Source organism: Pseudomonas sp. Pseusp49 (assembly GCF_059491875.1).
On sequence record NZ_CP168514.1, the window covers coordinates 5,156,733 to 5,181,498 of the forward strand.

General features: G+C 60.2%; 24 protein-coding genes. 3 read left to right on the plus strand and 21 right to left on the minus strand.

Features of this window, described 5'->3' with window-relative positions:
• Positions 1-367: 367 nt before the first annotated feature.
• The 5 genes from ACEN83_RS22840 to ACEN83_RS22860 form a co-directional block, all read right to left on the minus strand.
• On the minus strand, positions 368-1,174 hold the full coding sequence (locus ACEN83_RS22840) for an OmpA family protein (RefSeq protein WP_116580002.1): 807 nt from the start codon (positions 1,172-1,174) through the stop codon (positions 368-370).
• A complete protein-coding gene (locus tag ACEN83_RS22845; RefSeq protein WP_165824753.1) occupies positions 1,171-1,527 on the minus strand; it encodes a DUF4398 domain-containing protein in 357 nt (118 codons plus the stop codon). The genes ACEN83_RS22840 and ACEN83_RS22845 overlap by 4 nt, the downstream gene beginning before the upstream one ends.
• A gap of 9 nt (positions 1,528-1,536) precedes the next feature.
• Positions 1,537-2,373 (minus strand): substrate-binding periplasmic protein, encoded by an 837-nt coding sequence (locus ACEN83_RS22850; protein WP_495578516.1) that lies wholly within the window; start codon positions 2,371-2,373, stop codon positions 1,537-1,539.
• A 194-nt stretch (positions 2,374-2,567) separates the two neighbouring features.
• A complete protein-coding gene (locus ACEN83_RS22855; RefSeq protein ID WP_116579999.1) occupies positions 2,568-3,497 on the minus strand; it encodes an electron transfer flavoprotein subunit alpha/FixB family protein in 930 nt (309 codons plus the stop codon).
• Complete coding sequence (locus ACEN83_RS22860; RefSeq protein ID WP_015093946.1) at positions 3,498-4,247, minus strand: electron transfer flavoprotein subunit beta/FixA family protein; 750 nt, start codon at positions 4,245-4,247, stop codon at positions 3,498-3,500.
• Positions 4,248-4,795: 548 nt separating this feature from the next.
• On the opposite strand from ACEN83_RS22860, the gene ACEN83_RS22865 reads away from it, so the two are divergent.
• Entirely contained in the window at positions 4,796-6,460 is a 1,665-nt protein-coding gene (locus ACEN83_RS22865) for an electron transfer flavoprotein-ubiquinone oxidoreductase (RefSeq protein WP_495578517.1), read from the plus strand.
• 177 nt (positions 6,461-6,637) lie between these two features.
• Here the strand turns inward: ACEN83_RS22865 and ACEN83_RS22870 are convergent, their stop codons facing one another.
• From ACEN83_RS22870 to ACEN83_RS22895, 6 genes are all read right to left on the minus strand, one after another.
• Entirely contained in the window at positions 6,638-7,441 is an 804-nt protein-coding gene (locus tag ACEN83_RS22870; RefSeq protein WP_429398333.1) for an IclR family transcriptional regulator, read from the minus strand.
• A 60-nt stretch (positions 7,442-7,501) separates the two neighbouring features.
• On the minus strand, positions 7,502-8,812 hold the full coding sequence (locus ACEN83_RS22875) for an MFS transporter (protein ID WP_495578518.1): 1,311 nt from the start codon (positions 8,810-8,812) through the stop codon (positions 7,502-7,504).
• A gap of 171 nt (positions 8,813-8,983) precedes the next feature.
• Complete coding sequence (dgoD, locus tag ACEN83_RS22880; protein ID WP_007977010.1) at positions 8,984-10,132, minus strand: galactonate dehydratase; 1,149 nt, start codon at positions 10,130-10,132, stop codon at positions 8,984-8,986.
• Between the two features lie 45 nt (positions 10,133-10,177).
• Complete coding sequence (locus tag ACEN83_RS22885) at positions 10,178-10,798, minus strand: 2-dehydro-3-deoxy-6-phosphogalactonate aldolase (protein WP_495578519.1); 621 nt, start codon at positions 10,796-10,798, stop codon at positions 10,178-10,180.
• An 18-nt stretch (positions 10,799-10,816) separates the two neighbouring features.
• Positions 10,817-11,809, minus strand: a complete 993-nt coding sequence (locus ACEN83_RS22890) for a 2-dehydro-3-deoxygalactonokinase (RefSeq protein ID WP_495578520.1) — start codon at positions 11,807-11,809, stop codon at positions 10,817-10,819.
• Positions 11,810-12,003: 194 nt separating this feature from the next.
• Positions 12,004-12,486: a GNAT family N-acetyltransferase gene (locus ACEN83_RS22895; RefSeq protein ID WP_085724875.1), complete on the minus strand. Its 483-nt coding sequence runs from the start codon at positions 12,484-12,486 to the stop codon at positions 12,004-12,006.
• A gap of 343 nt (positions 12,487-12,829) precedes the next feature.
• Here ACEN83_RS22895 and ACEN83_RS22900 point away from each other — a divergent pair, with 343 nt between their 5' ends.
• Positions 12,830-14,035 carry an MFS transporter gene (locus ACEN83_RS22900; RefSeq protein WP_495578521.1) on the plus strand — a complete coding sequence of 402 codons (1,206 nt, stop codon included), beginning with the start codon at positions 12,830-12,832 and terminating at the stop codon, positions 14,033-14,035.
• Between the two features lie 81 nt (positions 14,036-14,116).
• Complete coding sequence (locus tag ACEN83_RS22905) at positions 14,117-14,440, plus strand: hypothetical protein (protein ID WP_007977020.1); 324 nt, start codon at positions 14,117-14,119, stop codon at positions 14,438-14,440.
• A 202-nt stretch (positions 14,441-14,642) separates the two neighbouring features.
• Here the strand turns inward: ACEN83_RS22905 and araH are convergent, their stop codons facing one another.
• From araH to ACEN83_RS22955, 10 genes are all read right to left on the minus strand, one after another.
• A complete protein-coding gene (gene araH / locus ACEN83_RS22910; protein ID WP_033048066.1) occupies positions 14,643-15,611 on the minus strand; it encodes an L-arabinose ABC transporter permease AraH in 969 nt (322 codons plus the stop codon).
• A gap of 12 nt (positions 15,612-15,623) precedes the next feature.
• The gene (gene araG / locus ACEN83_RS22915) at positions 15,624-17,162 is read right to left on the minus strand and encodes an L-arabinose ABC transporter ATP-binding protein AraG (protein ID WP_495578522.1); all 1,539 of its coding nucleotides are present in this window, start codon (positions 17,160-17,162) and stop codon (positions 15,624-15,626) included.
• A gap of 64 nt (positions 17,163-17,226) precedes the next feature.
• The gene (locus tag ACEN83_RS22920) at positions 17,227-18,231 is read right to left on the minus strand and encodes a substrate-binding domain-containing protein (RefSeq protein WP_495578523.1); all 1,005 of its coding nucleotides are present in this window, start codon (positions 18,229-18,231) and stop codon (positions 17,227-17,229) included.
• Between the two features lie 138 nt (positions 18,232-18,369).
• The gene (locus ACEN83_RS22925) at positions 18,370-19,188 is read right to left on the minus strand and encodes an SDR family oxidoreductase (RefSeq protein ID WP_007977027.1); all 819 of its coding nucleotides are present in this window, start codon (positions 19,186-19,188) and stop codon (positions 18,370-18,372) included.
• 274 nt (positions 19,189-19,462) lie between these two features.
• Positions 19,463-20,338 carry an SMP-30/gluconolactonase/LRE family protein gene (locus tag ACEN83_RS22930; RefSeq protein WP_495578524.1) on the minus strand — a complete coding sequence of 292 codons (876 nt, stop codon included), beginning with the start codon at positions 20,336-20,338 and terminating at the stop codon, positions 19,463-19,465.
• Between the two features lie 124 nt (positions 20,339-20,462).
• Entirely contained in the window at positions 20,463-21,179 is a 717-nt protein-coding gene (locus ACEN83_RS22935) for a FadR/GntR family transcriptional regulator (protein WP_095966307.1), read from the minus strand.
• A 191-nt stretch (positions 21,180-21,370) separates the two neighbouring features.
• The gene (locus tag ACEN83_RS22940; RefSeq protein ID WP_495578525.1) at positions 21,371-21,931 is read right to left on the minus strand and encodes a DUF1285 domain-containing protein; all 561 of its coding nucleotides are present in this window, start codon (positions 21,929-21,931) and stop codon (positions 21,371-21,373) included.
• A gap of 16 nt (positions 21,932-21,947) precedes the next feature.
• Positions 21,948-22,556, minus strand: a complete 609-nt coding sequence (locus ACEN83_RS22945; RefSeq protein ID WP_116579987.1) for a DUF4823 domain-containing protein — start codon at positions 22,554-22,556, stop codon at positions 21,948-21,950.
• A gap of 172 nt (positions 22,557-22,728) precedes the next feature.
• Positions 22,729-23,697 (minus strand): GTP 3',8-cyclase MoaA, encoded by a 969-nt coding sequence (locus ACEN83_RS22950; RefSeq protein WP_007977038.1) that lies wholly within the window; start codon positions 23,695-23,697, stop codon positions 22,729-22,731.
• 137 nt (positions 23,698-23,834) lie between these two features.
• Positions 23,835-24,473, minus strand: a complete 639-nt coding sequence (locus ACEN83_RS22955) for a TetR/AcrR family transcriptional regulator (protein ID WP_007977040.1) — start codon at positions 24,471-24,473, stop codon at positions 23,835-23,837.
• Positions 24,474-24,766: the final 293 nt, after the last annotated feature.

Sequence of the window (24,766 nt, forward strand, 5' to 3'; positions counted from 1 at the left end):
TATTCTTGTGTGAAACAATACCGGAACAGTTTAGAAGTGTACGGGGACAGTTACCACAATAGTCGACCGTACAGTGCAGTGTCAGCAAAATCTGTACTGTTTTGTGCGGTAATCGGCAGGCTTTCCAGGCCGACTTGAGTATCAAGAGCAAGATCAAAAGATCGCAGGCTCCGCCAGCTCCTACCAGGAGCGTAAAAAAACCCGGCACTGCATGGCAGGCCGGGTTTTAGGGCTGTAGGAGCTGTCGAGTGAAACGAGGCTGCGATCTTTCCAGCCCCACTTGAGTATCAAGAGCAAGATCAAAAGATCGCAGCCTCGTTTCACTCGACAGCTCCTACAGGGTGCATAGCGTCACCCTGGAGCAGCTTTAGCGGGCGGCGCCGAGCTGGCCGTTTTCGTCGGAAAACACGATTTCCACCCGACGGTTCTGCGCACGGCCCCGTTCCGACGCATTCGCGTCCACGGGATACTCGTCGCCATAACCTTCGACCTGGATGCGCTTGTCGTCGATGCCCAGGTCCATCAGCACGTCAGCCACCGACTGTGCGCGGTCGCGAGACAGCTTGAGGTTTTCCTGCTTGCCCCCGGTACTGTCCGTGTAACCTTCGATGCGCACCACACGCTTGGGGTTGAGTTGCAGGAACTGCACGATCTTCAACACCACGCGGTTGGCCGAAGGTTTCAATTCCGCTTCGCCGGTGTCGAACAGCATGTCGCCCAACGTCATCACCAGACCGCGGTCGGTCTGGGAGGTGGTCAATGCCAGGATCTGCTCTTCGAGCCATTTGCCTTGCTGCTGCACACTGAACAGTTTGGACTCACGCAATGCCAGTTGCAGGCGCTGGCGTTCCAGTTCGAGTTTTGCCGCTTGCTCTTCATTGAGCGCCTGATTGGTGTGTTCCCGGGCAATGGCGCTATAGCGCTGGCTCAGGTAGGCGTAATGCACCACGTCCGAACCACTGCCCCAATAGCTGGACAGGCGATCGGCACGGGCCAGGGACTCACCGGCACGGATCACATCCTTGGGGGCGATTCGCAGCACATTGGAGTCTTCCTTGACCTTCTGAAAGTCGGTTCCGGCCTGCTGCAACGCGTTCTCGCTGTGCTGGCTGACGCAACCGGTCAAGCTGGCGGCCAGGATCAAACCGCCAAGGGTTTTGCGCTTGAGGCTCATTGAGCATCTCCCAATTGCTTGTGCAGACGGGCGATGCGGGTGTTGAGCACGTTCAACTGTTCTTCGCTCTTGGCCGTCAGCACCTTGGCTTCAGCCAGGCGCGCATCCAGTTCGGCCTGTTCGGCGCGCATGCGCGCGTTCTTGAACGATTGGTCAGTCATGTTGCCCTTGGCGCGGTTGTACTTGTCCTCGGCCAGTTTCATTTCCGGCACATCGTCGGCGGTGGCACCCACGGCCTTGGCCTGTTCGAGTGCCTGTTCGGTCAGGCGCATTTGTTCATTCGGCGCCGGATCGGTTGCACAACCGGCCAGGGCAACAATGGCCACGGCAGCGAAAAGAGGTCGAATACTCACTAAATATCCCTACTGTTTTGGGGTACTGACGGGTTGTTGCGAGGGTTGCTGCGGTTGTGAGCGTTGTGCCTTCCAACGTTCGATACTGCGCAGCAGCACGGCTTCCGTCAGTCCGGACGCGGGCAATTCTGTCATCTTTTTGGCCAACTGTCCGCGCAACCACGGATCGTTGCAGGCCGAGTTGTGGGAAATCGCCAGGAACAGGCCAGGCTTGTCGACCGGTTGCGAACGCGCGCTCAGATCACCAGCCATGCCCAGTGCCTGTGCAGTCGCCATGCCCGAGTAACGTCCGGCCAGGACAAATTCGACTTCACCCAACAATAGTTTCTGAAAGGCCAGGGTCAGGTTGGACGTGCGCGTGAGGGTCAATTGCTGTGCGGCGAAGATGCTGAATTGCGGGGTCAATCGAGCCTTTTCCGACACCGCACCCGGATGGCCGTGCAGATCGGGTGCCTGGTTGTAGACCAGTGTCGAATCCTTGCGCGTCCAGACCAGGTAGTCGTTTTCCAGCAAGGGTGGATGGATGTAATCCAGGGTTTCCAGCTCACTGACGGTCAACGTCGCGTCCGCCAGCATGTCCATGCGTCCACTGCGCACTTCGTCCAGGGCCTGGGCGCGTTTGCCGGCATACAGCAGTTCAACCTTGAGCCCCAACTCCCCCGCCACTTGCTGCAACAAATCGGCGCTGGCACCGATCAGGTGTTTGGGATTCTGCGGGTCTTGCCACAGGTACGGCGGCGCGTCGGGGCTGCCGGTGACCACCAGGCGTTCACATTTGCCTGCGGCGAAAGACAGCGCCGGCAACAGCGTCAACCCCAGCAAGCTCCACACAAGGCGCAGATCCATGGCTTCACACTCCACTCATACCCGGTTATGCCTCCCCTGTAGGAGCGAGCTTGCTCGCGATGGACGTTAACGATGACGCGTTCATTCTGGAAAAACGCGGCGCATTGAAGTCCATCGCGAGCAGGCTCGCTCCTACAGAGAGCAAAAAAAAGCCCGACCAAAAGGCCGGGCTCTTTATAAGTGAAGCAGCCGGTTTAGACCAGCTTCTCCAGCTCAGGGATGGCTTCGAACAGGTCCGCCACCAGGCCGTAATCGGCCACCTGGAAGATCGGCGCTTCTTCGTCCTTGTTGATCGCAACGATCACTTTGGAGTCTTTCATGCCGGCCAGGTGCTGGATCGCGCCGGAGATACCGACGGCGATGTACAGCTGTGGAGCAACGATCTTGCCGGTCTGACCGACCTGCATGTCGTTCGGAACAAAACCTGCGTCGACCGCGGCGCGCGAAGCACCCACAGCAGCGCCCAGCTTGTCGGCCAGGGCGTACAGGTGTTTGAAGTTGTCGCCGTTCTGCATGCCGCGGCCGCCGGAAACGACGATCTTGGCAGCGGTCAGTTCCGGACGATCGGACTTGGCCAGTTCTTCGCCGACGAAGCTGGAGATGCCAGCGTCGTGGGCAGCAGCAACCGCTTCAACAGCAGCCGAACCACCTTCAGCGGCAACCGGGTCGAAACCGGTGGCACGCACGGTGATCACTTTGACCGCAGCGTTCGATTGAACGGTAGCGATGGCGTTACCGGCGTAGATCGGACGCTTGAAGGTGTCGGCGCTTTCTACCGAGATGATCTCGGAGATCTGGTCAACGTCCAGGGCAGCAGCAACGCGCGGCAGGATGTTTTTGCCGTTGGAAGTAGCGGCAGCCAGGATGTGGCTGTAGCCCTTGCCCAATTCAGCAACCAGAGGAGCTACGTTTTCCGGCAGCTGATGCGCGTAAGCGGCATTGTCAGCGTTCAGGACTTTGCTCACGCCAGCGATTTTCGCAGCGGCTTCAGCCACGGCGCCAGCGCCCTGGCCTGCAACCAGAACGTGGATGTCACCACCAATTTTGGCAGCAGCAGCAACGGTGTTCAGCGTGGCCGGGGCCAGCACTTTGTTGTCGTGTTCAGCAATAACCAAGATAGTCATTTAGATTACCTTCGCTTCGTTTTTCAGTTTCTCGACCAGTTCAGCCACCGACTTGACCTTGATACCCGCGCTGCGTGCAGCCGGCGCTTCGACTTTCAGGGTCTTGTTGGTGGAGGCGGTGGAAACGCCCAAAGCGTCCGGAGTCAGCACTTCGAGAGGCTTCTTCTTGGCTTTCATGATGTTTGGCAGAGACGCGTAGCGCGGCTCGTTCAAACGCAGGTCGGTGGTGACGATGGCCGGCAGTTTCAGGGAAACTGTCTGCGCGCCGCCGTCGATTTCGCGAGTCACGGCAACGCTGTCGCCGCTGATTTCGACTTTCGAAGCAAACGTGCCCTGACCGTAGCCGCTCAGTGCTGCGAGCATCTGGCCAGTCTGGTTGTTGTCGCTATCGATGGCTTGTTTGCCAAGGATCACCAACTGAGGCTGTTCCTTGTCGACAACGGCCTTCAGCAGCTTGGCAACGGCCAGGGAAGTCAGGTCTTCGGCGGACTCGACGAGGATGGCGCGGTCGGCACCCAGAGCCAGCGCGGTGCGCAGTTGCTCTTGAGCGGTGGACGGGCCGACGGAGACGACGACGATTTCAGTCGCAACACCTTTTTCTTTCAGGCGTACGGCTTCTTCCACGGCGATCTCGCAGAACGGGTTCATCGACATCTTGACGTTGGCAAGATCGACGCCGGAATTGTCCGCCTTGACGCGAACCTTGACGTTGTAATCCACAACGCGTTTGACAGCTACAAGAACCTTCATGGATTCCTCGTTACTCTCCGGTGAAAAGAAAGTCGCCTAGGCGAACCTGGCGGTTGATGCTCATCGGGCGCAAGGGCACCTCCAAAAACGCCGGCAAAGGTGTCAAGTGACCAGCGCTCATGATCTGCATGACCGTTCGTCAGTGGTGACTGACGAGTCATTCAACATCGCGGCGTGTAAACTGCACATCAAACCCGCGCAGCGCATCACTCTCTACTGCCATCGCCCTGTCTTTAGAGGTGCTCTTGAAACCAACTGCCAGCCTACGGCGAGCGCAAAACCGCCCGTATCTTGACCGGAACGCCTATTCCGGTCAATACGCCAAAATGGCCGTTCATAAGCCGCGTGACTTTGATTTCTCTGGCTTTGAGCCAATTCAAACAAACGTTTGTATTGGACGCTGAGAGTGGTGTAGATATAATGCGCCACCCAAAGAGAAAGGTGGTCAATCGATTGTCCGCTTTCGGCGTTGCGCCGGAATTCATGGATGCGACACCCAACCTCCAAATTAGAAAAAAAACTGTTGAGCCTTGAGTAGGAGATAACCTGTGGAACGCGAATACATGGAATTCGACGTCGTCATCGTCGGTGCCGGCCCCGCTGGTCTTTCCGCCGCCTGCCGCTTGAAGCAGAAGGCCGCCGAAGCCGGTAAGGAAATCAGCGTCTGCGTGGTCGAAAAAGGCTCCGAAGTCGGTGCTCACATTCTGTCCGGTGCCGTGTTCGAACCACGCGCCCTGAACGAACTGTTCCCGGACTGGAAAGAACTCGGCGCGCCGCTGAACACCCCCGTCACCCGTGACGACATCTTCGTGCTGAAGAACGCTGAAAGCGCGCAGAAAGTTCCAGACTTCTTTGTGCCCAAGACCATGCACAACGAAGGTAACTACATCATCTCCCTGGGCAACCTGTGCCGCTGGCTGGCCCAGCAGGCCGAGAACCTGGGCGTGGAAATCTACCCGGGCTTCGCCGCTCAGGAAGCGCTAATCGACGAGAACGGCGTGGTGCGCGGGATCATCACCGGCGACCTGGGCGTTGACCGCGAAGGCAACCCGAAAGAAGGCCTGTACACCCCGGGCATGGAACTGCGTGGCAAATACACGCTGTTCGCCGAAGGTTGCCGTGGCCACATCGGCAAGCAGCTGATCAAGCGCTTCAACCTCGACAGCGATGCCGATGCCCAGCACTACGGCATCGGCCTGAAGGAAATCTGGGAAGTCGACCCGGCCAAACACCAGCCAGGCCTGGTGGTGCACACCGCCGGTTGGCCGATGGACATCATGGGCACCGAGAACACCGGTGGCTCGTTCCTCTATCACCTGGAAAACAACCAGGTAGTGGTCGGCCTGATCGTCGACCTGTCCTACAGCAACACCTACCTGTCGCCGTTCGACGAGTTCCAGCGCCTCAAGCATCACCCGGTGCTCAAGCAGTACCTGGAAGGCGGCAAGCGCATCAGCTACGGCGCTCGCGCCATCTGCAAGGGCGGCCTGAACTCGCTGCCGAAGATGGTCTTCAAAGGCGGCGCGCTGATCGGTTGCGACCTCGGCACACTGAACTTCGCCAAGATCAAGGGCAGCCACACCGCGATGAAGTCCGGCATGCTCGCCGCCGAATCCGTGGCTGACGCACTGTTCGCTGAAAAGGACGGCAGCGAAGAACTGACCACCTACGTCGACGCGTTCAAGAAGAGCTGGCTCTACGACGAACTGTTCGCCAGCCGCAACTTCGGCCCGGCGATCCACAAGTTCGGCGCCATCGTCGGTGGCGGCTTCAACTGGCTGGACCAGAACATCTTCGGCGGCAAACTGCCGTTCACCCTGCACGACACCAAGCCGGATTACGCTTGCCTGAAACTGGCGGCCGACTGCAAAAAGATCGACTACCCGAAACCGGACGGCAAGATCAGCTTCGACAAACTGAGTTCGGTGTTCATCTCCGGTACCAACCACGAAGAAGAGCAGCCGTGCCACCTGAAGCTGACCGATCCAAGCATCCCGCTGGCCAAGAACCTGCCGCTGTACGATGAACCGGCACAGCGTTACTGCCCGGCCGGCGTGTATGAAGTGATCACCAAGGAAGACGGCGAGAAGCGCTTCCAGATCAACGCCCAGAACTGCGTTCACTGCAAGACCTGCGACATCAAGGACCCTGCACAGAACATCACCTGGGTAACGCCGGAAGGCGCTGGCGGCCCGACTTACCCGAACATGTAAGCCGACCGCTGAACATCGAGGCTCCCGAAATGGGGGCCTTTTTGTTGCCAGCGATCCAGGGCATAACACCACTCCCTGTGGGAGCTGGCTTGCCAGCGATGACGGTTCATCATTCAACATTGCCGTCGACTGACCCACCGCTATCGCGGGCAAGCCCGCTCCCACAGTGTTCTGCGTTTAAACCTTGAGACCCAGCTCCGCCGAGAGCCGCGCCGTAACACCCTTGATCAACGGAATCAGCTCGGCCATTTTTTCCAGCGGCATGTACGGCACGGTACTGGCGATGCTGATGCCGGCAACAATGCGCTTGCTCGCATCGCGCACCGGCGCCGCCACGCAACGGATCGACGGCTCGTTATCTTCCAGATCGAAGGCATAGCCACCGGCCACGTACTCGACCATGCGCTGCTCGAACTGCTCCCAGGATTGCTCCGGGTGCTGCGGCCAGAACTGGTTTTTTCCACCCACCGGCAGGCTGACTTGGTACAGGCGCTGCCACTCTTGCGGCGAATCGTCGAGCATCAGCGCCTTGCCGATCCCGGTGCGCGCCAGCGGCATGCGATGGCCGACCCGCGAACGCATTTCGGGGCCATTGCGCCCCGGATTCTTGTGCAGGTACAGCACTTCGTCGCCTTCACGAATCGCCAGATGAATGGTGTCGCCGGTCAACGCCGACAACTCATCCAGATACGGACCGGCCAGGGTCACCAACGGCAACTCTTCACGGGCCTGAAACCCCAACTCGATCAGCTTCGGCCCCAGCAGATAACCGACTTGTGGCACCACCCGCAGGTAACGCTCGTCCACCAGGCAACTGGCCAGGCGATGGGTGGTGCTGCGCGTGGTACCGATCAACCGGGCGATTTCCTTGAGGTCGCGGGCGCCGCTGGCCACGGCATGAACCACACCCAAACCGCGAAGCAGGGTCTGGGTGCCGGTCGGTGCGGCGTCCTTGGCGATTTTTGGGGCGTCTTCCTGCATATCCAGCCTTTACCGTTGAGCGAGGGAACGGGCGGCATTATGGTCGCCCGGATACCACGACTACAACTTGATACGCTCGACCTTGCCCACCAGCAAGATGTAGGACAGTGCACCAATCAATGCCAGCACCGAGATGTAGGTGATCGCCGGGGCAAAGGAATCACCCGTGGCGAGGAAGCCGATCACGATCGGCGTGGCAATGGCCGACAGGTTGCCGATGAAGTTGAACACCCCGCCGGTCAGCCCGAGCAAACGCGCCGGGGCGAGCGTCGACACCAGTGACCAGGTGATCGACGCCAGGCCGTTGCCGAAAAATGCCAGCGCGAGGAAGGCAATCACCAACGGCGTCGACTCAACGAAGTTGGCGCCGATGATCGAGGTGGAAATCAGCAAGCCGCTGATGATCGGCAACTTGCGGGCGAAACCTACCGTGTAACCGCGACGGATCAAAAAGTCCGAGAAGAAACCGGAACACAGCACACCGATAAACGCGGCGAGAAACGGCAGCGACGCCAGCAGGCCGGACTTGATGAAATCCATGCCGCGGTATTTCACCAGGTAGGTCGGGAACCAGGTGAGGAAGAACCACAGGGTCGAATTGAGGCAGAACTGCCCGAGGTAGATGCCCCAGAGTTTACGTTTGGTCAGGACAATGCCCAGGTCAGTCCAACTGAATTTGGCTTTGACCTTGGCCTGTTCGGCCTGGATATCCACCAGCCCGCCGCCCTCGCGGATCAAGTCGATCTCCGCCTGATTGGCGCCTTTGAAGTCCCGGGGCTCGCGATACACCGCGTACCAGATCACTGCCCACAGAATGCCTACCGCGCCGGTGGTGACGAACACCATGTGCCAGCCGAATTCGTGCTGCAGCCAGGCCAGCACCGGCGTCAGGAAGGCCAGGCCGACGAATTGCCCGGAGGTGTAGAAACCGATGGCCGTGGCGCGCTCGCGCTCGGGGAACCAGGTGGTGACCACGCGGCTGTTGATCGGATAGGCCGGCGCTTCCAGGGCGCCGACCGCCATGCGCAACACGAACAGCGCGATGAAGCTGCCGGCGAAGCCGAGCATCACGGTGGCAATCGACCACAGCAACAGCGCTACCGTGTAAAGAACGCGTGGCGGTACCCGGTCTACCAGCCAGCCGCCAGGGATCTGCATGGCGGCGTAGGTCCAGCCGAAGGCAGAGAAGATCAGGCCGACATGAATCGGGTCGATGCCCAGGTCACTGGTCAATGCTGGGGCGGCAATCGACAGGTTGCTGCGGTCCAGGTAGTTGATCACCACGGTGATGAACAACAGCACCATGATGAAAAAACGCTTGCGGCTGGGCGCCACCAACGACGCCTGGCCGGTGAGGGTTTGCGGTTGCATGGGGGGGTGCCTCTTCTTATGGTTATTGAGGTCGGCCTGTGGCCTTGCACCGAACCCTGTGGGAGCTGGCTTGCCAGCGATAGCGGTGGAACTGTCACATCAATGTTGAATGTGCTGCCGTCATCGCTGGCAAGCCAGCTCCCACAGGGTTATTGGTGAATCAGAACCGGATCACCACTCGGCAAAACTGCCATCGGCATGGCGCCAGATCGGGTTGCGCCAGCGGTGGCCGATGGCGGCGCGTTCGATCACGTACTCCTCGTTGATCTCGATGCCCAGGCCCGGGCCGTTCGGGATCTTCACGAAGCCCTGGTCGTAGTCGAACACCCGTGGGTCTTTCACGTAGTCGAGCAGGTCGTTGCTCTCGTTGTAGTGGATGCCCAGGCTCTGCTCCTGGATGAATGCGTTGTAGCAAGCCGCGTCCAGTTGCAGGCAAGCCGCCAGGGCAATCGGACCCAGCGGGCAATGCAGCGCCAGCGCCACGTCGTAGGCTTCGGCCATGTTGGCGATCTTGCGGGTTTCGGTGATGCCACCGGCGTGGGACGCATCCGGCTGGATGATGTCGACGTAGCCTTCGCTGAGCACGCGCTTGAAGTCCCAGCGCGAGAACAGGCGCTCACCGAGGGCGATCGGAGTGCTGGTCAGTGGCGCCAGCTCTTTCAGCGCTTCGTAGTTTTCGCTGAGCACCGGCTCTTCGATGAACATCAGCTTGTACGGATCAAGCTCCTTCATCAGCACCTTGGCCATGGGCTTGTGCACCCGGCCATGGAAGTCCACGCCGATGCCGACATTCGGGCCGACGGCATCGCGCACGGCAGCGACGTTGGCCAGGGCCTGGTCGACTTTGTCGAAGGTGTCGAGGAATTGCAGTTCTTCGGTGCCGTTCATTTTCACCGCGGTGAAACCGCGCTCGACCGCTTCTTTGGCTGCACGCGCCGTGTCCGCCGGTCGGTCGCCGCCGATCCACGAATACACGCGAATCTTGTCCCGCACCTGACCACCCAGCAGGTCGCTGACCGACACCCCCAACGCCTTGCCCTTGATGTCCCACAACGCCTGGTCGATACCGGCCAGGGCGCTCATGTGGATCGCACCGCCACGGTAGAAGCCGCCGCGATAAAGCACGGTCCAGATGTCTTCGATGTTGCGCGGGTCCTTGCCGATCAGGTAGTCGGACAATTCTTCAACGGCAGCGGCAACGGTGTGGGCACGGCCTTCGACCACGGGCTCGCCCCAACCGGTGACGCCCTCGTCGGTTTCGACCTTGAGGAAGCACCAGCGTGGCGGAACGATGAAGGTGGTCAGTTTGGTGATTTTCATCTGTTGTCTCTCTTATGGATGCAGCGCTCGCAGCGCCAAAAAGTCTTAGCGAAGGGCTTTCCAGGCAGCGACATAGGCCTTGGCATTGGCCGCCACTTGCGCAGGCGTCATGCCCGGTTTGAACAGACCGGAGCCGAGGCCGAAACCTTTGACGCCCGCGTCGATAAACACCTGCATGTTGTCCGGGGTGATGCCACCGACCGGCGCCAGGATCGTCCCGGCCGGCAGTACCGCCAGCCAGGCCTTGACGACTGCCGGCCCCATTTGCTCGGCCGGGAACAGCTTGAGGATGTCCGCGCCTTCGGCCAGCGCCGCGAAGGCTTCGGTTGGCGTGGCGACACCGGGCGACAGAGACAGCCCCGCCGCTTTCGCCGCACGCAGGACCTTCGGATCGCTATGGGGCATGACGATCACCTGCCCCCCGGCCGCTTTCACCTGCTCGACCTGTTCCGGCGTCAGCACCGTGCCGGCACCGATCAGGCAATCGGCAGGCAAGGTACTGCGCAGGATGCGGATGCTGTCGTACGGGTCAGGGGAATTGAGCGGCACTTCGATGACGCGAAATCCGGCGGCGTACAGCACTTCGCCGATCGCGGCAGCTTCCTGTGGACGCAAGCCGCGCAGGATCGCGATCAGGCCGTTTTGCGCCAGCGCTTGTTTGAGCATGTCAGACCTCCAGCAGGTTTAACGGGATGCGGTGGACGTGAGCAGACCGGCGGCGAGCGCCAGTTGCCACAAGCCGCGTTCGGTGGCCTGTTCGGCCAGGGTCACCCGGGCAAAACCGCAGGCGTCGAGCGCACGGCGGTAGCGGGAACAGAGTTGGGTGTTGCCGATAAGGATGATCGACGGCAGGTGCACGCTGTTGCGCCGACGCCGCTGGACATTGGCCAGGGCCGACAACTCGTGGCCGATCAGCAGGCCGGACAGATAGTCCGCCTGAGCGGTGGCGCTCAATTCGCCGGTCAGGCCCAGGCTGCGGGCACTGAACAGGGTCGACAGCGGACCGGTTTCAGCGTCCGCCGACAACGCGACCTGCACGCCGCGATCAAACGCGTCGCCATCGAAAGACCCGCCACGTTGCTGGGTGCGTCCGAGAATGCTGTGCTCGCTGAGCACGGCGAAGACTTCGCCGGTCATGAAGGTATCGAAATGCACGATACAGCCGTCGGCCACTTCCACCCATTTCGAATGACTGCCCGGCAGACCGATCAGCAGGTCCGCGCTCGCCTCGCCCGGCAGGTTTTGCAGCACACCGAGCACCTGGGTTTCTTCGCCGCGCATCACGTTCGGCAAACGTGAACGCTCGATGACGCCGGGCACGATGTGCACATCGACGCCACGCAGGCTGCGCACGGTTTGCAAGGAAGTGCCGAGCGTGGCGACGTTCGCCGGCGTGTCGCGGTACGCCGCTTCGCACCAGCCCTGGGCACTGCCGACCATGCCACAGGCAATCACCGGCAATTGCGGCTGGGCATCGAGCCAGTCACCGCATGCCTCATCGAAGGCCAGTTCAAAACCATCGGTGCATTCCCGGCCGCCGATGATTCGCGACGCCTTGGGCAACTGCATGATCCCCGACGCCAGCGAACGCTGTTCGAGCACCTGCCCGCCTTCAGCCAGTTTGTAAGCACGTAATGAGGTTGTCCCCCAGTCGAGCGCGATCAATTGCGCCTGCATCGCTTCACCTGTTTTGGTTTTTGGCAGTGAGTGAGCGGGACTATAAACCCGGATGCCGGGAAATCTCAATATATAAATATCAATCCCATATTATGAGACAAAACAAAAAAAGATCGCAGCCTTCGGCAGCTCCTACAAGGTGAACGCTCGTCCCGGTGTAGGAGCTGCTGAAGGCTGCGATCTTTTAAGGGCTATCAATTACCCGCAGCAAAATCCCTCAAAACGGCCCCGTCCATCCGATACCGAACCCACTCCTCCTGCGGCTGCGCGCCCAGGGATTTGTAGAAGTCGATGGCCGGCGTATTCCACTCCAGCACGCTCCACTCGAAACGACCGCAGTCGTTGGCGCAGGCGATTTTCGCCAGATGCCGTAGCAGGGTCTTGCCCGCGCCACCGCCTCGCTGTTCCGGCGTGATGTAAAGGTCTTCGAGGTACAGGCAATTGCTACCTAACCAGGTGGAATAGCTGAAGAAGAACACCGCGAAACCGATGGCTGCACCGTCGCGCAGGCAGATCAGGCCATGGGCGGTGGCGCCTTCGCTGAACAGGCTGCGCTCGATATCGGCAACGCTGGCGATGACTTCATGGCGGGCACGTTCGTAGTCGGCCAGTTCAGTGATGAACGCGAGGATTTGCGGTGCATCACTGGGGGTCGCCGGGCGGATTTCGATCGTCATGGACGTGCCTTGTCTAAAGTTGAAAACGCCATACTAAGGCGACGCGTGGCCTGTGGCGAGGGGGCTTGCCTGTGGCGAGGGAGCTTGCTCCCGCCGGGTTGCGCAGCAGCCCCAAAAGCAGGCAATGCGATCTATCTGGAAAAACAGAGCAGGTCGCGACAGGGCCTGCTTCGCAGGCCAGCGGGAGCAAGCTCCCTCGCCACAAAAGCTGGATCGCCACCACAGCGCAGAGGCTTCACTCCGGTCGCCACTAACCCTGGCATCGATAACCTTGGACCTGACATTCGGGCCCTGCGTGGTTAGATAGCGGCGCTGCTCACTCATCCGGTCAAGGAACCGTGTCATGTCTACCGCAACACCCCCTGTCTCAAGCAAGTTGTTCGGCCTGTTTTGCCTTGCCAGTTACCTGTTGTCGTTGTCCTACGGCTCGACCTTCCTGCTGTCGCTGTTGATCAGCGCGCGTGGCGGCAATGAACACGATGCCGGCAGTGTGATTTCGGCGGCGATGCTCAGCACCTTTGCGGCGGTGATCGTTTCCGGTCATTTGTCCGACCTGCTCGGTGCCGCCCGGTCGGTGGCGCTGTTCGGTGTGTTGCTGGTAGCGGCCAGCCTGGGCTTCGCCCTGACCCCGGGCTTCGGCCCTCTGCTGTTGTTTTTTGGCCTGCTGCTGGGCCTGGGTTGGGGCGTGTTCTACACCCTCGGGCCGATCATCGTGGCAAGCCTGGTGACACCCGCACAGCGCGCCAGATACTTCGCCCTCCTGTCGGGCAGCATGATGACCGGGATCGGCAGTGGCCCGCTGCTCGGCCGCGCGGCGAGTGCCCTCGGGTATCCGGTGACCGCTGCGTTTTATCTGGCGGCGCTGGCCAGCCTGATCGGTGTGTTGCTGTTCTGGCGCCTGGATCGAAAATTGAAACAGGCACACACCCAATCGACCAGCGTGTCGCGCATTTCCTGGCGAGCAGCAGGTCAGGTGCTGTCGTCCAGAGCTGTCTTCCCGATCATCATGGTCGGTCTTGGCGGCTGCGTGTTCGGCGGGCTGTCGAGCTTTCAAACCAGTTATGCCGCAGCGCACTCGCTCGACTACTCGCTGTTCTTCCTCGGCTTCATGAGCGCGGCGATCAGTGGCCGGATGCTGATTGCCGGGTTCGTGGTCAAGCGCGACCCATTGCGTGCCTCGTGCCTGCTTTCGGGGCTGATGCTGGCATCGATCGTCATGTTCGGTTTTGTCGTCGACAGCAGCTTCAGCTACGTGCTCGCGGCGGTGATGCTCGGGATCGGTTACGGCCTGACCTACTCGGTGATCAACGGCCTGGCCGCCAATGAAGCGCCGACTGGCACCACCGCGCAATCCCTGCTGCTGTTCAGCCTGTCGTACTTCATCGGAGTGTTCGGCTTCCCCTTGCTGGCCGGGAAAATCATCGTCGAGCAAGGCATGGCCACCCTGCTGCTCACCGTTTTGGCGGTTGCTGCGCTCAACTGGTTGATCACCGCAGGCCGATTGATCTGGCGAAGGACTGCAGTGGCCAGGGCATTGACACAGCCCTGAGCCGTCCGTCGCTGACAACGCACCTATCCCGGTCGAGGACGGACTAATCAGGTAGGGACTCTACCCGTTGGAGACAACACCATGATCCTGTCCAGGTTGACCGCCCTCGCCCTCTGCGCCCTGCTGTCTTGCGCCTCGTTCGCCGGGACCCTCGGCTCGAGCACCGGCCCGACCAATCCGGTGGAAAAGCCCAGGGCGCCGGCCATCCAGAGTGCCCCCGGCATGAACACCGACGGCACCACCATCGACCACAACCTGCCTCCGTCCACCGGCACCGACCCGCGCATCCAGGGCAATGACATGGGGCGTCAGGGCGGGGCGGACTTGCCGGACAAAAAAACGCCCGGCAGCGGTGGCCTCGGCTCCAGCACCACCGAGGACGAGGACAGCAACATCAGCCAATAGTGAAGCCAGGATAAATGTACTGAAGCTGATGACCCCTTCGCGGGCAAGCCCGCTCCCACAGGATCTATGCCAGACCAGCACTCAATGTGTGAAGGCAGAACCCTGTGGGAGCGGGCTTGCCCGCGAAGGCGTCGTCATATCCAACATTTACATTTCAGACAGACCTTCGCAGGCAAGCCCACTCCTACAGAAAAAATGAGTGTCAGCGTTGCTTGAGACGGTCAATAACCACCGCCAGCAGCAGAATCGAACCGCGAATCACATACTGATAAAACGTATCGATGTTCTTCAGGTTCATCGCATTCTCGATGATCGCCAGAATCAACACCCCGGCAATCACGTGCCGGATCATGCCGATACCGCCACTCAACGACACCCCGCCCAGTACGCAGGCCGAGATCACGGTCAGCTCGAAACCCTGGCCGATCATCGGCTGGCCGGAGGTCATGCGCGACGCCAGGATCACCCCGGCCAACGCGCCAATCACGCCATGCACGGCAAAGATGATGATTTTGGTCCGGTCGACATTGACCCCGGCCAGCAACGCCGCCTCCTGATTGCCGCCGATGGCCATGGTGTTGCGTCCATAGGTCGTGTAGTTCAGCAGCCAGCCGAAGAACAGGAAGCAGACGATGGTGATCAGGATCGGTACCGGCACGCCGAACATCTGGCCGTTACCGAACACGAAGAATGACTCCTGGGACACCCCCACCGCTTTGCCGTTGGCGAAGATGTAGGCCAGGCCGCGCACTATCTGCATGGTCGCCAGCGTGGTGATCAGCGCGTTGACCCGCAGCTTGGCGATGACGATGCCGTTGATCAGCCCGACGATCAGCCCCATCACCAGCGCCGCACAGACACCGAGAAACACGCTGTTGGTGTCGCGCATCACCACCGCCGCAACCACCCCGGCACAGGCAATCACCGAGCCCACCGACAAGTCGAAATGCCCGGACGCCAGGCAATACAACATGGTGCACGCCGCAATGCCGGTGGTGGAAATCGCCAGGCCCAGGCCACGCATGTTCAGCGGCGACAGGAAGTTGTCGATCATCAGGGTACAGAGCACGAAGATTCCGACGGCCGCCAGCAGCATTACCCAGTCATCTAGAAAACGCCGCATATCCAGCGGTTTGCGTGTAGTCGGCAGGGTGTTGTTTTGGGTTGTCATCATAGTCACCTCTCAGTTCGCCACGCCGTCGGCGCGTTGGCGCGGCAAAGCCAGTTGCAGCAGGTTGGATTCGTTGGCCTGGTCGCGGCTCAGTTCGCCACGCAGCGCGCCTTCGCACAGCACCAGGATGCGGTCGGAAATGCCCATGACTTCCATCAAGTCGCTGGACACCACGATCACCGCGATCCCTTCGGCCGCCAGGTTATGGATGATCTGGTAGATCTCGGCCTTGGCGCCGATGTCGATGCCGCGGGTCGGTTCGTCGAGCAGCAGCACTTTCATCGGCATCGACAGCCAGCGGCCGAGAATGGCCTTCTGTTGATTGCCGCCGGATAGAAACTTGATCGGCTGCCCGGCGTGTGGTGTTTTCACCTTGAGTGCCTTGATCTGCTGGTCGGCGTTGCCTTTCTCCCACAAGCCACGCAACAGGCAGCCGAAGGTGGAATGGGCGTCGCGGGCGCTGATGTTGATGTTCTCGGCGACACTGGCCAGCGGCAGGATGCCTTCCTTCTTGCGGTCCTCGGGGCACAACAGGATCCCGGCGGCAATCGCGTCCCGGGGTGAACGCAGCTTCAGTTCATGGCCACGCAGTTTCAGCTGTCCGGCACTGTTGCGTGCCAGGCCGCTGAGCAGGCGCAACAGTTCGGTGCGACCGGCGCCCACCAGCCCGAACAACCCGAGGATCTCGCCTTTGTGCACCTCGAAACTCACGGGTTCGCGCAAGCCAGGCCCGAGCAGGCCGTCGACCTTGAGTGCCACCGCGCCGCGCTGGCGCGGGCGATAATCGTAGATGTCCTGGATGTCGCGTCCGACCATGCAGGTGACCAGTTGATCGTGGGTCAACTCGCTCATGTCATCGAACGTGCACACGTATCGCCCGTCCTTGAACACCGTCACTGCGTTGCAGATGCGGAATACTTCTTCCATGCGGTGGGAGACGTAGAGCACCACTTTGCCCTCGTCCCGCAGCCGGCCGATGATCGCCATCAGGCGGTCGATCTCCCGCGCCGAAAGACTGCTGGTGGGTTCGTCGAAAGCAATCACATGGGCACCACGGGACAGCGCCTTGGCGATCTCCACCAGTTGCCGCTGACCGAGAGACAGGCGCCCGACCTTCTCCTGCGGGTCAATCTCATCGGCCAGCCCTTTGAGACAGGCCAACGCCTGCTGGCGCAGGGTGCCGCGATTGATCAGGCCAAAACTGGCCGGCAGATGCCCGAGAAACAGGTTCTCCGCCACGGTCATTTCCGGCACCAGATGCAGCTCCTGGTGGATCACCGCGACGCCACTGCCGATGCTGTCGGCGGTGGACTTGAAGTCCATCGTCCGCTCGCCGATCTGCAAGGCTCCGCTGCTGGGTATGTAGGCCCCGCCGAGGATTTTCAGCAGCGTCGATTTGCCGGCGCCGTTCTCGCCCATCAAGGCATGAACCTGCCCCGGATGGGCGACGAAGCTGATGTTGTCCAGCGCCTTCACTCCGGGAAAGGTCTTGCCGATCCCGTTGAAGCGCAAGCTGCCGCTGTGTTGTTGTGTATGTGTTTGCGCGTGCATAACCCACCTCTTCAAACCGGACAGGCAACCTCGTCACCGAGGCCGCCGCTGAAATCAATGGCCGTCAGTTCCACAGGCCGATCTTTTCCAGTTCCTGCTTGAAGTTGTCGCGGGTGATCAGCGTCACGTCGTCCATGGCAGTATATTTCGCCGGCTCAGTTCCGGTGGTGACCCACTCGTACATCATGCTCGCTGTGTTGTAGCCCTCGATGTGCGGGCTCGGCAGCATCGAACCATAGAAGCCGCTGTCGGGCTTCTTCAGCTCGCCGATGGCGTCGGTACCATTGATGCCGATGCCGATCACGTTGGCCGCAGCGAACCCGGCGCTCTCGGTGGCGCGCACACCGCCGAGCACGGTGTTGTCGTTCATGCCGCCGATGATCAGGTTCTTCGCTGCACTCGGCAGTTTCACCAACGCCGAGTTGGTCGCGTCCATGCTGCCCGGCACGTCGAGGGTCTTGAGGGCCGAGAACAGGATGTGGTCCTTCGGCATGCCGGCGTCTTCCAGGGCTTTGACCGAACCGTCAGTGCGCTTCTTGCCGGTGTCGAGTTCGTTGTAGGTGTTGATCACCGCGTACGTGTCTTTCCAGTCCCAGCCGCGTTTCTTCGCCTCGGTGGCCATGGCATGGCCTTGCTTCTGGCCGACTTCGAACGCGGCCATGCCGAGGTACGGCACGTCTTCCATGAATTTGCCGCCGGCATCGACGAAACGGTCATCGACGGCGATCACCTTCAACCCGTTGAGCTTGGCCTTGGCCATGATTGCCGGGCCGAGGGACACGTCCGGCGGGCAGATCACGAAGCCTTTGGCGCCATTGGCCGCGAGGCTGTCAATGGCCGACAGGGTTTTCTCACCGTCCGGCACGGCGATCTTGATCAGGGTGAAGCCCTTCTCTTTCCCGGCCTTTTCGGCAAACGCCCACTCAGTCTGGAACCAGGGTTCTTCCGCCTGCTTGACCAGGAAACCGATTTTCACTTCCTCGGCCGCCAGCAGCGTGCTGCTCAGGCTGACCGCCGAGACCGCCAACGCGGCACAGCACAGGGAACGGATAGCATGACGACGATTCATAAGCTGACTCCTTGTTATTTTTCTTGAGCGTTCTTTGAAAGCGTTCTGTAAAGCCGAGGCGGTAAACCGTCCCGCAAATAGTCATATCGTATGATGATTGTATTTCAGATGTACCAAGGGGCCTGAAAGCCCGGTCACTCAGTCGTGGTACATCACCGACCGCCCACCATCGATGGTGATGCACGAGGCATTGATGAACGGTGCTTCATCACTGGCCAGGAACACTGCGGTCATCGCCACTTCAATCGGCTGGCCGATGCGTTTGGGTGGATGCAGGTCAAACGCACGCTGGCGCTCAGCGTGGGGGTCGGCGAAACCGTTCCAGTAATCGATATTGATCTGGGTTTCGATATAGCCCGGTGCGATGGCGTTGACGCGGATGCCCCTGGACGCATATTCGATACCCAGCGCGCGGGTCAGCCCGAGCAAGCCGTGCTTGGCCACCGGGTAGGGAAAGCAGCCCGGAATGATGTGGGAGGAATGGGTCGAGGCAATATTGATGATGCTGCCGATGCCCTGCTCGATCATCTGCGGCAGCACCGCCTTGCAGCCATACCACGCGCCATCGAGGTCAATGGCAAAGCAGCGACGCCAGTCTTCCTCGGTCATTTCCAGCGGATCACGGAATACGTTGACCCCGGCGCAGTTGACCAGCACATCGATCCGGCCGTGTCGCTCGACCGCCAGCCTGGCCATCGCCTGCAGATCCTGCGGCTGTGAAACGTCAGCCTTGATCGCCACCACGTCGGCGCCCTGTCCGCGCCAGTGCGCCGCGACCTTCTCGACCTTTTCGGCCTGAATGTCGCTGATGATCAGCCTGGCCTGCTGGGACGCAAAGGTCGCCACAATGGCCTCGCCAATACCCTGGGCGGCACCGGTCAGCAACACGACTTTGTCTTTGAGGCGCTCCCCCTTGGGCGGTTCGGGCACCGGGGGCAATGACAGCGGTTCAGCCATGGTTCAAGACTCCTGTTCGAAAACACGACGAAAACCGGACATCAGTCGATGGCCGGTCAAAAGGCGTTGTGGAAGAAAACAGGTAAGCGCGAAAACGTTTCAGCTTGAAAACGCTTTGCGGCGCTGTCTCCGCAAGGGAGCACGGGGGAGTTTCGCTGCATCACTTCACCTGTTTTGTTTTTTTGAGTGTGAGTGCATGTAACTGGTGAGGCCGACTATAAACCTGGCCCGCGATAAATCTCAATATATATATTTGCATCCCATATTATGAGATCTAACCCGCAAAACGCGTGCAACGCTTCCCGGGCACATCCACTGGAATCGACAGCACCGCCCCATCCAGGGGATGGCCCAGTGGACTCGCCGCGCTGGTGATGTGCAGGGTCTTCAGGTCCTCACCGCCGAACACGCAACTGGTGGGACGACTGATCGGCAGTTCGATGGTCCGGTCGATCTTGCCGTCAGGGCTCAACCTGAGCAGACAGTGTCCATCCCAACGGGCATTCCAGATAAAACCTTCGGCATCCATCGCCGAACCATCCGGGCCGCCGCGCCCATGCGGGCCAAACCAGGCCTGCGGTGCATCGAGGACGCCGTCGCTGCGGATGAAGTGTCGATACAAGGTGCCATCGAGGCTGTCGCCGAAATAAACGCGGGTGCCGTCATCGCTCCACAACAGCGTGTTGGGGATGCCCAGGTTGCGCAGTAACGGCACAACCCGCCCGGTACGATCGATGCGAAACAGTCCACCCGAACGGCGCACGATGGGCAGGTCTTCACCCTGTTCTCCGATATTGTTTTGCATGGTTCCGAGCCAGAGCCGGCCCTGGGCGTCGCAGCGGGCTTCGTTGGGGCGGTTGCCCGGTTGCGGATCGGCCACGCAGAACAAGGTCAGGCGCGGCGCCAGGCCCGGTGAATCGAGGTCGAGCCGATACACGCCACTGCTCAATGTCACCAGCGCGTCGCCGCTTTCACAGGGGATAAAGGCGGACACATGTTCCGGCATCTGCCAGATCTGCACGTTGGCGCCGATCAACCGCAACGCCTGTTTACCCGCGATATCCACCCAATACAGGGCCTGGGTCGGCGCATCCCAGAACGGACCTTCGCCCAGTTTCGCCCGATGCCCGGTAACCGCTGTCAACGTCATGAAACCTCCTGCAGGGTTCTTGTTTTTATGATGGAGCCAGTTTGCTGGCGATGGTGCGTCAGTCGGTCTCGTGGTAGCTGATAAAGCATCGCGAGCAAGCTCGCTCCTACAGGGGTTCGAGTTCTCAGCTGGCCTTTTTGTCGGCCATGACTTGCGGGTAATAACGCTTGATCGCCAGGGCGGCGTTATCGATCAGGGTCATGCAGGCCCAGACACCCCGAGCGGTATCACGGGCCGCGATAGCCTCGGCCAGGTCCCGGTGAATCGGCAAGGTGCGACGCAGTTCATCCGGATCGGCAGCGGACACTTCAAAGGCCACCGCCAGCAACGCGCCGAGGGCGGGAACCATTTGTTCGATGAATTGATTGTGGCTGGCGGCGAGGATGCACTCGTGGAAGAGCTGGTCGGCACGGTTGTAATCGATGCCGCTGTCCACAGCCCGTTCCAGTGCGTTGCAGGCCAACAGGATCGCGTCCACCTGTTCGCCGGTCGCGCGCTCGCAAGCCCAGCGCACGGCCATCGGTTCGATGGTGCGACGCAGATCGAGCAGATCGTCGACGAAGTTTTCCGGCAAGCCGCTGCGCGACAGCCAGCCGACGACTTGTGGATCGAAGAGGTTCCAGCGCCGCACCGGCAGCACCCGTGTGCCGACTTTCGGGCCGACTTCGAGCATGCCTTTGGCAACCAGGGTTTTGATCGCTTCGCGGATGACCGTACGGCTCACGCCAAGTTGCTCGCCGAGGTCGGCTTCGACCTTGAGTGACTCACCCGGCCTGACCTGCCCCGTGGCCAGCCAGCATCCCAGCCAGTCGACCGTCGTAGCATGAAAGCTGTTGGACATGGGCACCTCGAAGCCGTATGCGATGGAGGACCACGCTAATCATCATACGATTGGGTGTCAATTTGATTTTTTGAAGAAATCAGAAATCTAATGTGGGAGCGGGCTTGCTCGCGAAGACGGAGTCACATCCGACAAAGATGTCGGCTGACCCAGCGCTTTCGCGAGCAAGCCCGCTCCCACAGGGTTTTGCGTCAGGGTTCGAGACCGATGGGGAAGAACTCGCCGCCACTCCAGACACCGAGCCAGCGCTGGCCGTCGATCTCTCGGCTCACTGCCAGCTCTACCAGCTGATAGAACACATTGCGATGGATCAACGCCTCCAGATTGCTGCGCACATGGACGTAAGGGGCTGGCTCCTGCGTGTCGGGATCGATCACTACACGCAGCGGATGCTCCGCACCGGCCTCGGTGGTCTCATCGACATTGGTGGTAAAGCGCAACACCTGCGCCTCGCCCTCGCCTTCCACGTCCACCGCAATCGCCACGAACGGCGCATCGTCGACTTTGATGCCGACCTTTTCCACCGGGGTAATCAGGAAATAATCATCGCCGTCGCGGCGCATGATGGTGGAGAACAGCTTGACCATCGGCTTGCGCCCGATCGGCGTGCCCAGGTAATACCAGGTACCGTCCCGGGCGATGCGCATGTCGATGTCGCCGCAGAAATCGGGGTTCCACAGGTGCACCGGCGGCAAGCCTTTGGTCTTGGGGATCTGCCCCAGCAAGTCGTTGGCTTTTTGCGGGCCACTCATGGCGTTCTCCTTGAAGTTACTGGTCGCTGAGCCCCAGCAGGCCGCGCGCATATTGCTCCAGCGGCGGGCCCATCAGGTCTTCGGGTTTTTTATCGTGGAACGTCAGTAAACCGCCACGACTCTTGATGGTCGCAGTATCAATCAAATACTGGGTGCTGGTCTCGATCAACATGATCTGAATCATACCGCTGTCGATGCCGAGGCGATCCAGGGCTTCCTGATCCAGCCATTCGTCCGAGTTGCCGATACGGTCGTCTGACTTGGCAAATCGGGTGTAGAGCAGGTAGTGCGCACCGGCGGCACGGGCTTCGACCATGGCCTGGTCGAGGCCTTCCGGCGTACGGGCACGGCGGACCATCGGGAAGTATTCGACGAAGCCATCGAACGCGACTTCGGCAATCACGTTGGGCCGTGGGTAAATGGCGCTGCCCGGCGGCATGAAGGCGCCCTGGGCGATGTAGACAAACGAGTCAGGTTGAATGCGCAGGTTGTTTACGCGGCGGCTGTCACTATGATCAAGCAACCCCGCATCGCTCATATGGTAACGAGTCCCTTCGGCCATATCGCTGACGTTCATGCAGCCACCAAGTGCCAAAACGGCCAGCAGCAAAACCAGGCTACGCATCCTATCCTCCAGAGGCCGGTGTCGGAAAACCGGCGAATGGCCGTAGGATGCAGCTTTTGCGCCAGCTCATGGGCATTGTTGGCTTATCCATAGCCATCGCGGGCAAGCCACGCTCCCACAAGGGTTTATGCAAAACCTTGTGGGAGCGTGGCTTGCCCGCGATGAGGCCGGATCAGCCGCCGATGATCTTCATGACAGTCGCGCCGCCGGAGAAGGCCACTTCCTGCTTGTCCCCCAAGGCTTTCACCAGGAGTCTCTGCAAGGCTGGCAGCGCCTGGTGGCGCGGTTTGTCCAGCAGGTCGCCGACGTAATGGCGATTGCTCGACGACAGGCAGCCATGCAGCCACCCGGTGGAAGACAAGCGCAGTCGCGAGCAGGTCCGGCAGAACGGCACACTTTCGTTGGCGATCACGCCGAAGTAACCCTGGCCGGGAATTTCATAACGAACCGCCGTTGCATCGACGGGGGCATCGGCCTGCAGATATTCATAGCGCTCACCGATCAGGCTGAGCAATTGCTGGAGGCTGACGAACTGCTGCAAAAAGGCATTGGAATCGTTGGCCAAGTGGCCCATGCGCATCAGCTCGATGAAGCGCAGTTCATAACCGCGTTCCAGGCAGTAGTCGAGCAGCGGCATCACTTGATCCAGGTTCTGTCCACGCAGCGGCACCATGTTGACCTTGATCTTCATGCCGGCCGCTCTGGCCTCGCTCATGCCGTCGAGCACGGTGGCCAGGTCGCCGCCCCGGGCAATGCCGCGGAACGCACTGGCGTCGAGTGTATCGAGGGAAACGTTGAGACGCCGAATGCCGGCGTTCACCAGCAGCGGCAGTTTCTTGGCCAGTAACTGGCCATTGGTGGTCAGGCTGATGTCTTCCAGGCCCATCTGCCCGACCGCCGTCATGAACGCTTCGAGTTTCGGGCTGACCAGCGGCTCGCCGCCAGTAATGCGCAGACGTTCGATCCCTGCCGCTTCAATCAGATAAGCCACGCCGCGCGCCATCGCTTCGGCCGACAATTCATCCTGCGCAGCCACCAGCCGCTTGCCGTTGGGCACGCAGTAGGTACAGGCGTAATTGCAGGCAGAGGTCAGACTGATTCGCAAGTTGCGAAAACGCCTGCCTTGACGGTCAACGATCATGGTCACTCCGGCGGAAGAATATCGGGCCGCTAAAACTTGACTCAGAAATCAAGTTTTAGCAAGTCCTCTACCTGAGTATATTCCTGCGGTACTGCGCCAAGTAGCGAAATCATGGCGCAATAAGGCAACTGAATGGCTCAGCTACCGGAAGTGTCGGTGTCGCGCTTGCGTTTGTTGCCCATGCGCACGCCGATGTCCATCAGGAACTGGAAGAAACCTTCCTGATCTTCCAGCACATTGCTCCAGAACGGCGAGTGATACAGCGCGACGGCGCCGTGCACCAGCGCCCAGGACGCGCAGTAGTGGAAGTAAGGTGGCACGTCTTCCAGCTTGCCTTCGCTGATCCGGCCCTTGATCAGCAAGGTCAGGCGTTCGAAGTTCGAGGCACGGATCTTGTGCAACTCCTCGATCATCTCCGGTACCTGGTTGCCCTTGACCACTTTCTCTTCGAGGCGGTCGAACAGGCGATAGCGTTGTGGATCGCGCATGCGGAATTCGAAGTAGGCCCGGGACAGGGCTTCCTTGTCCTTGTCGACATCGGCCGAATGCAGCAGTGCGTTCAAATCGCGCTCGTAGTCGAGCATCAGGCGCAGATAGATTTCCGCCTTGGATTTGAAGTGCTTGTAGATCGTGCCTTTGCCGATACCGACGGCATCAGCAATCATCTCGACGGTGACACTGTCTTCACCTTGTTCGAGGAACAGCTTTAGCGCGGTATCGAGAATTTCCTGCTCGCGGCGACGAAACTCACGGACCTTACGAGGTTCTTTATGCATAAGAAAAGGTCTGTCGGGGTCAAAATTCGAAGCCGCGTATTATGCCTAACTTACGCAAAAATGCACGGATCATCCGACCATATCTGCGCTTTCCGGTCATTCCGCGCACGATTACCGGTTGATGAGAACTCTTCCGAAGCGCACGTATTCCAAATTTGTTTAAAAACCCTGACCAGCAAACTGGACGAGGCGCAATCCTGATCAATACTTGAACTGTCGGCGGGGCATCTCCCCCAAGTGTCACGCCGATATTGGTACCAACGGACCGCGTGCCATTGTTTTACTCCTAATGG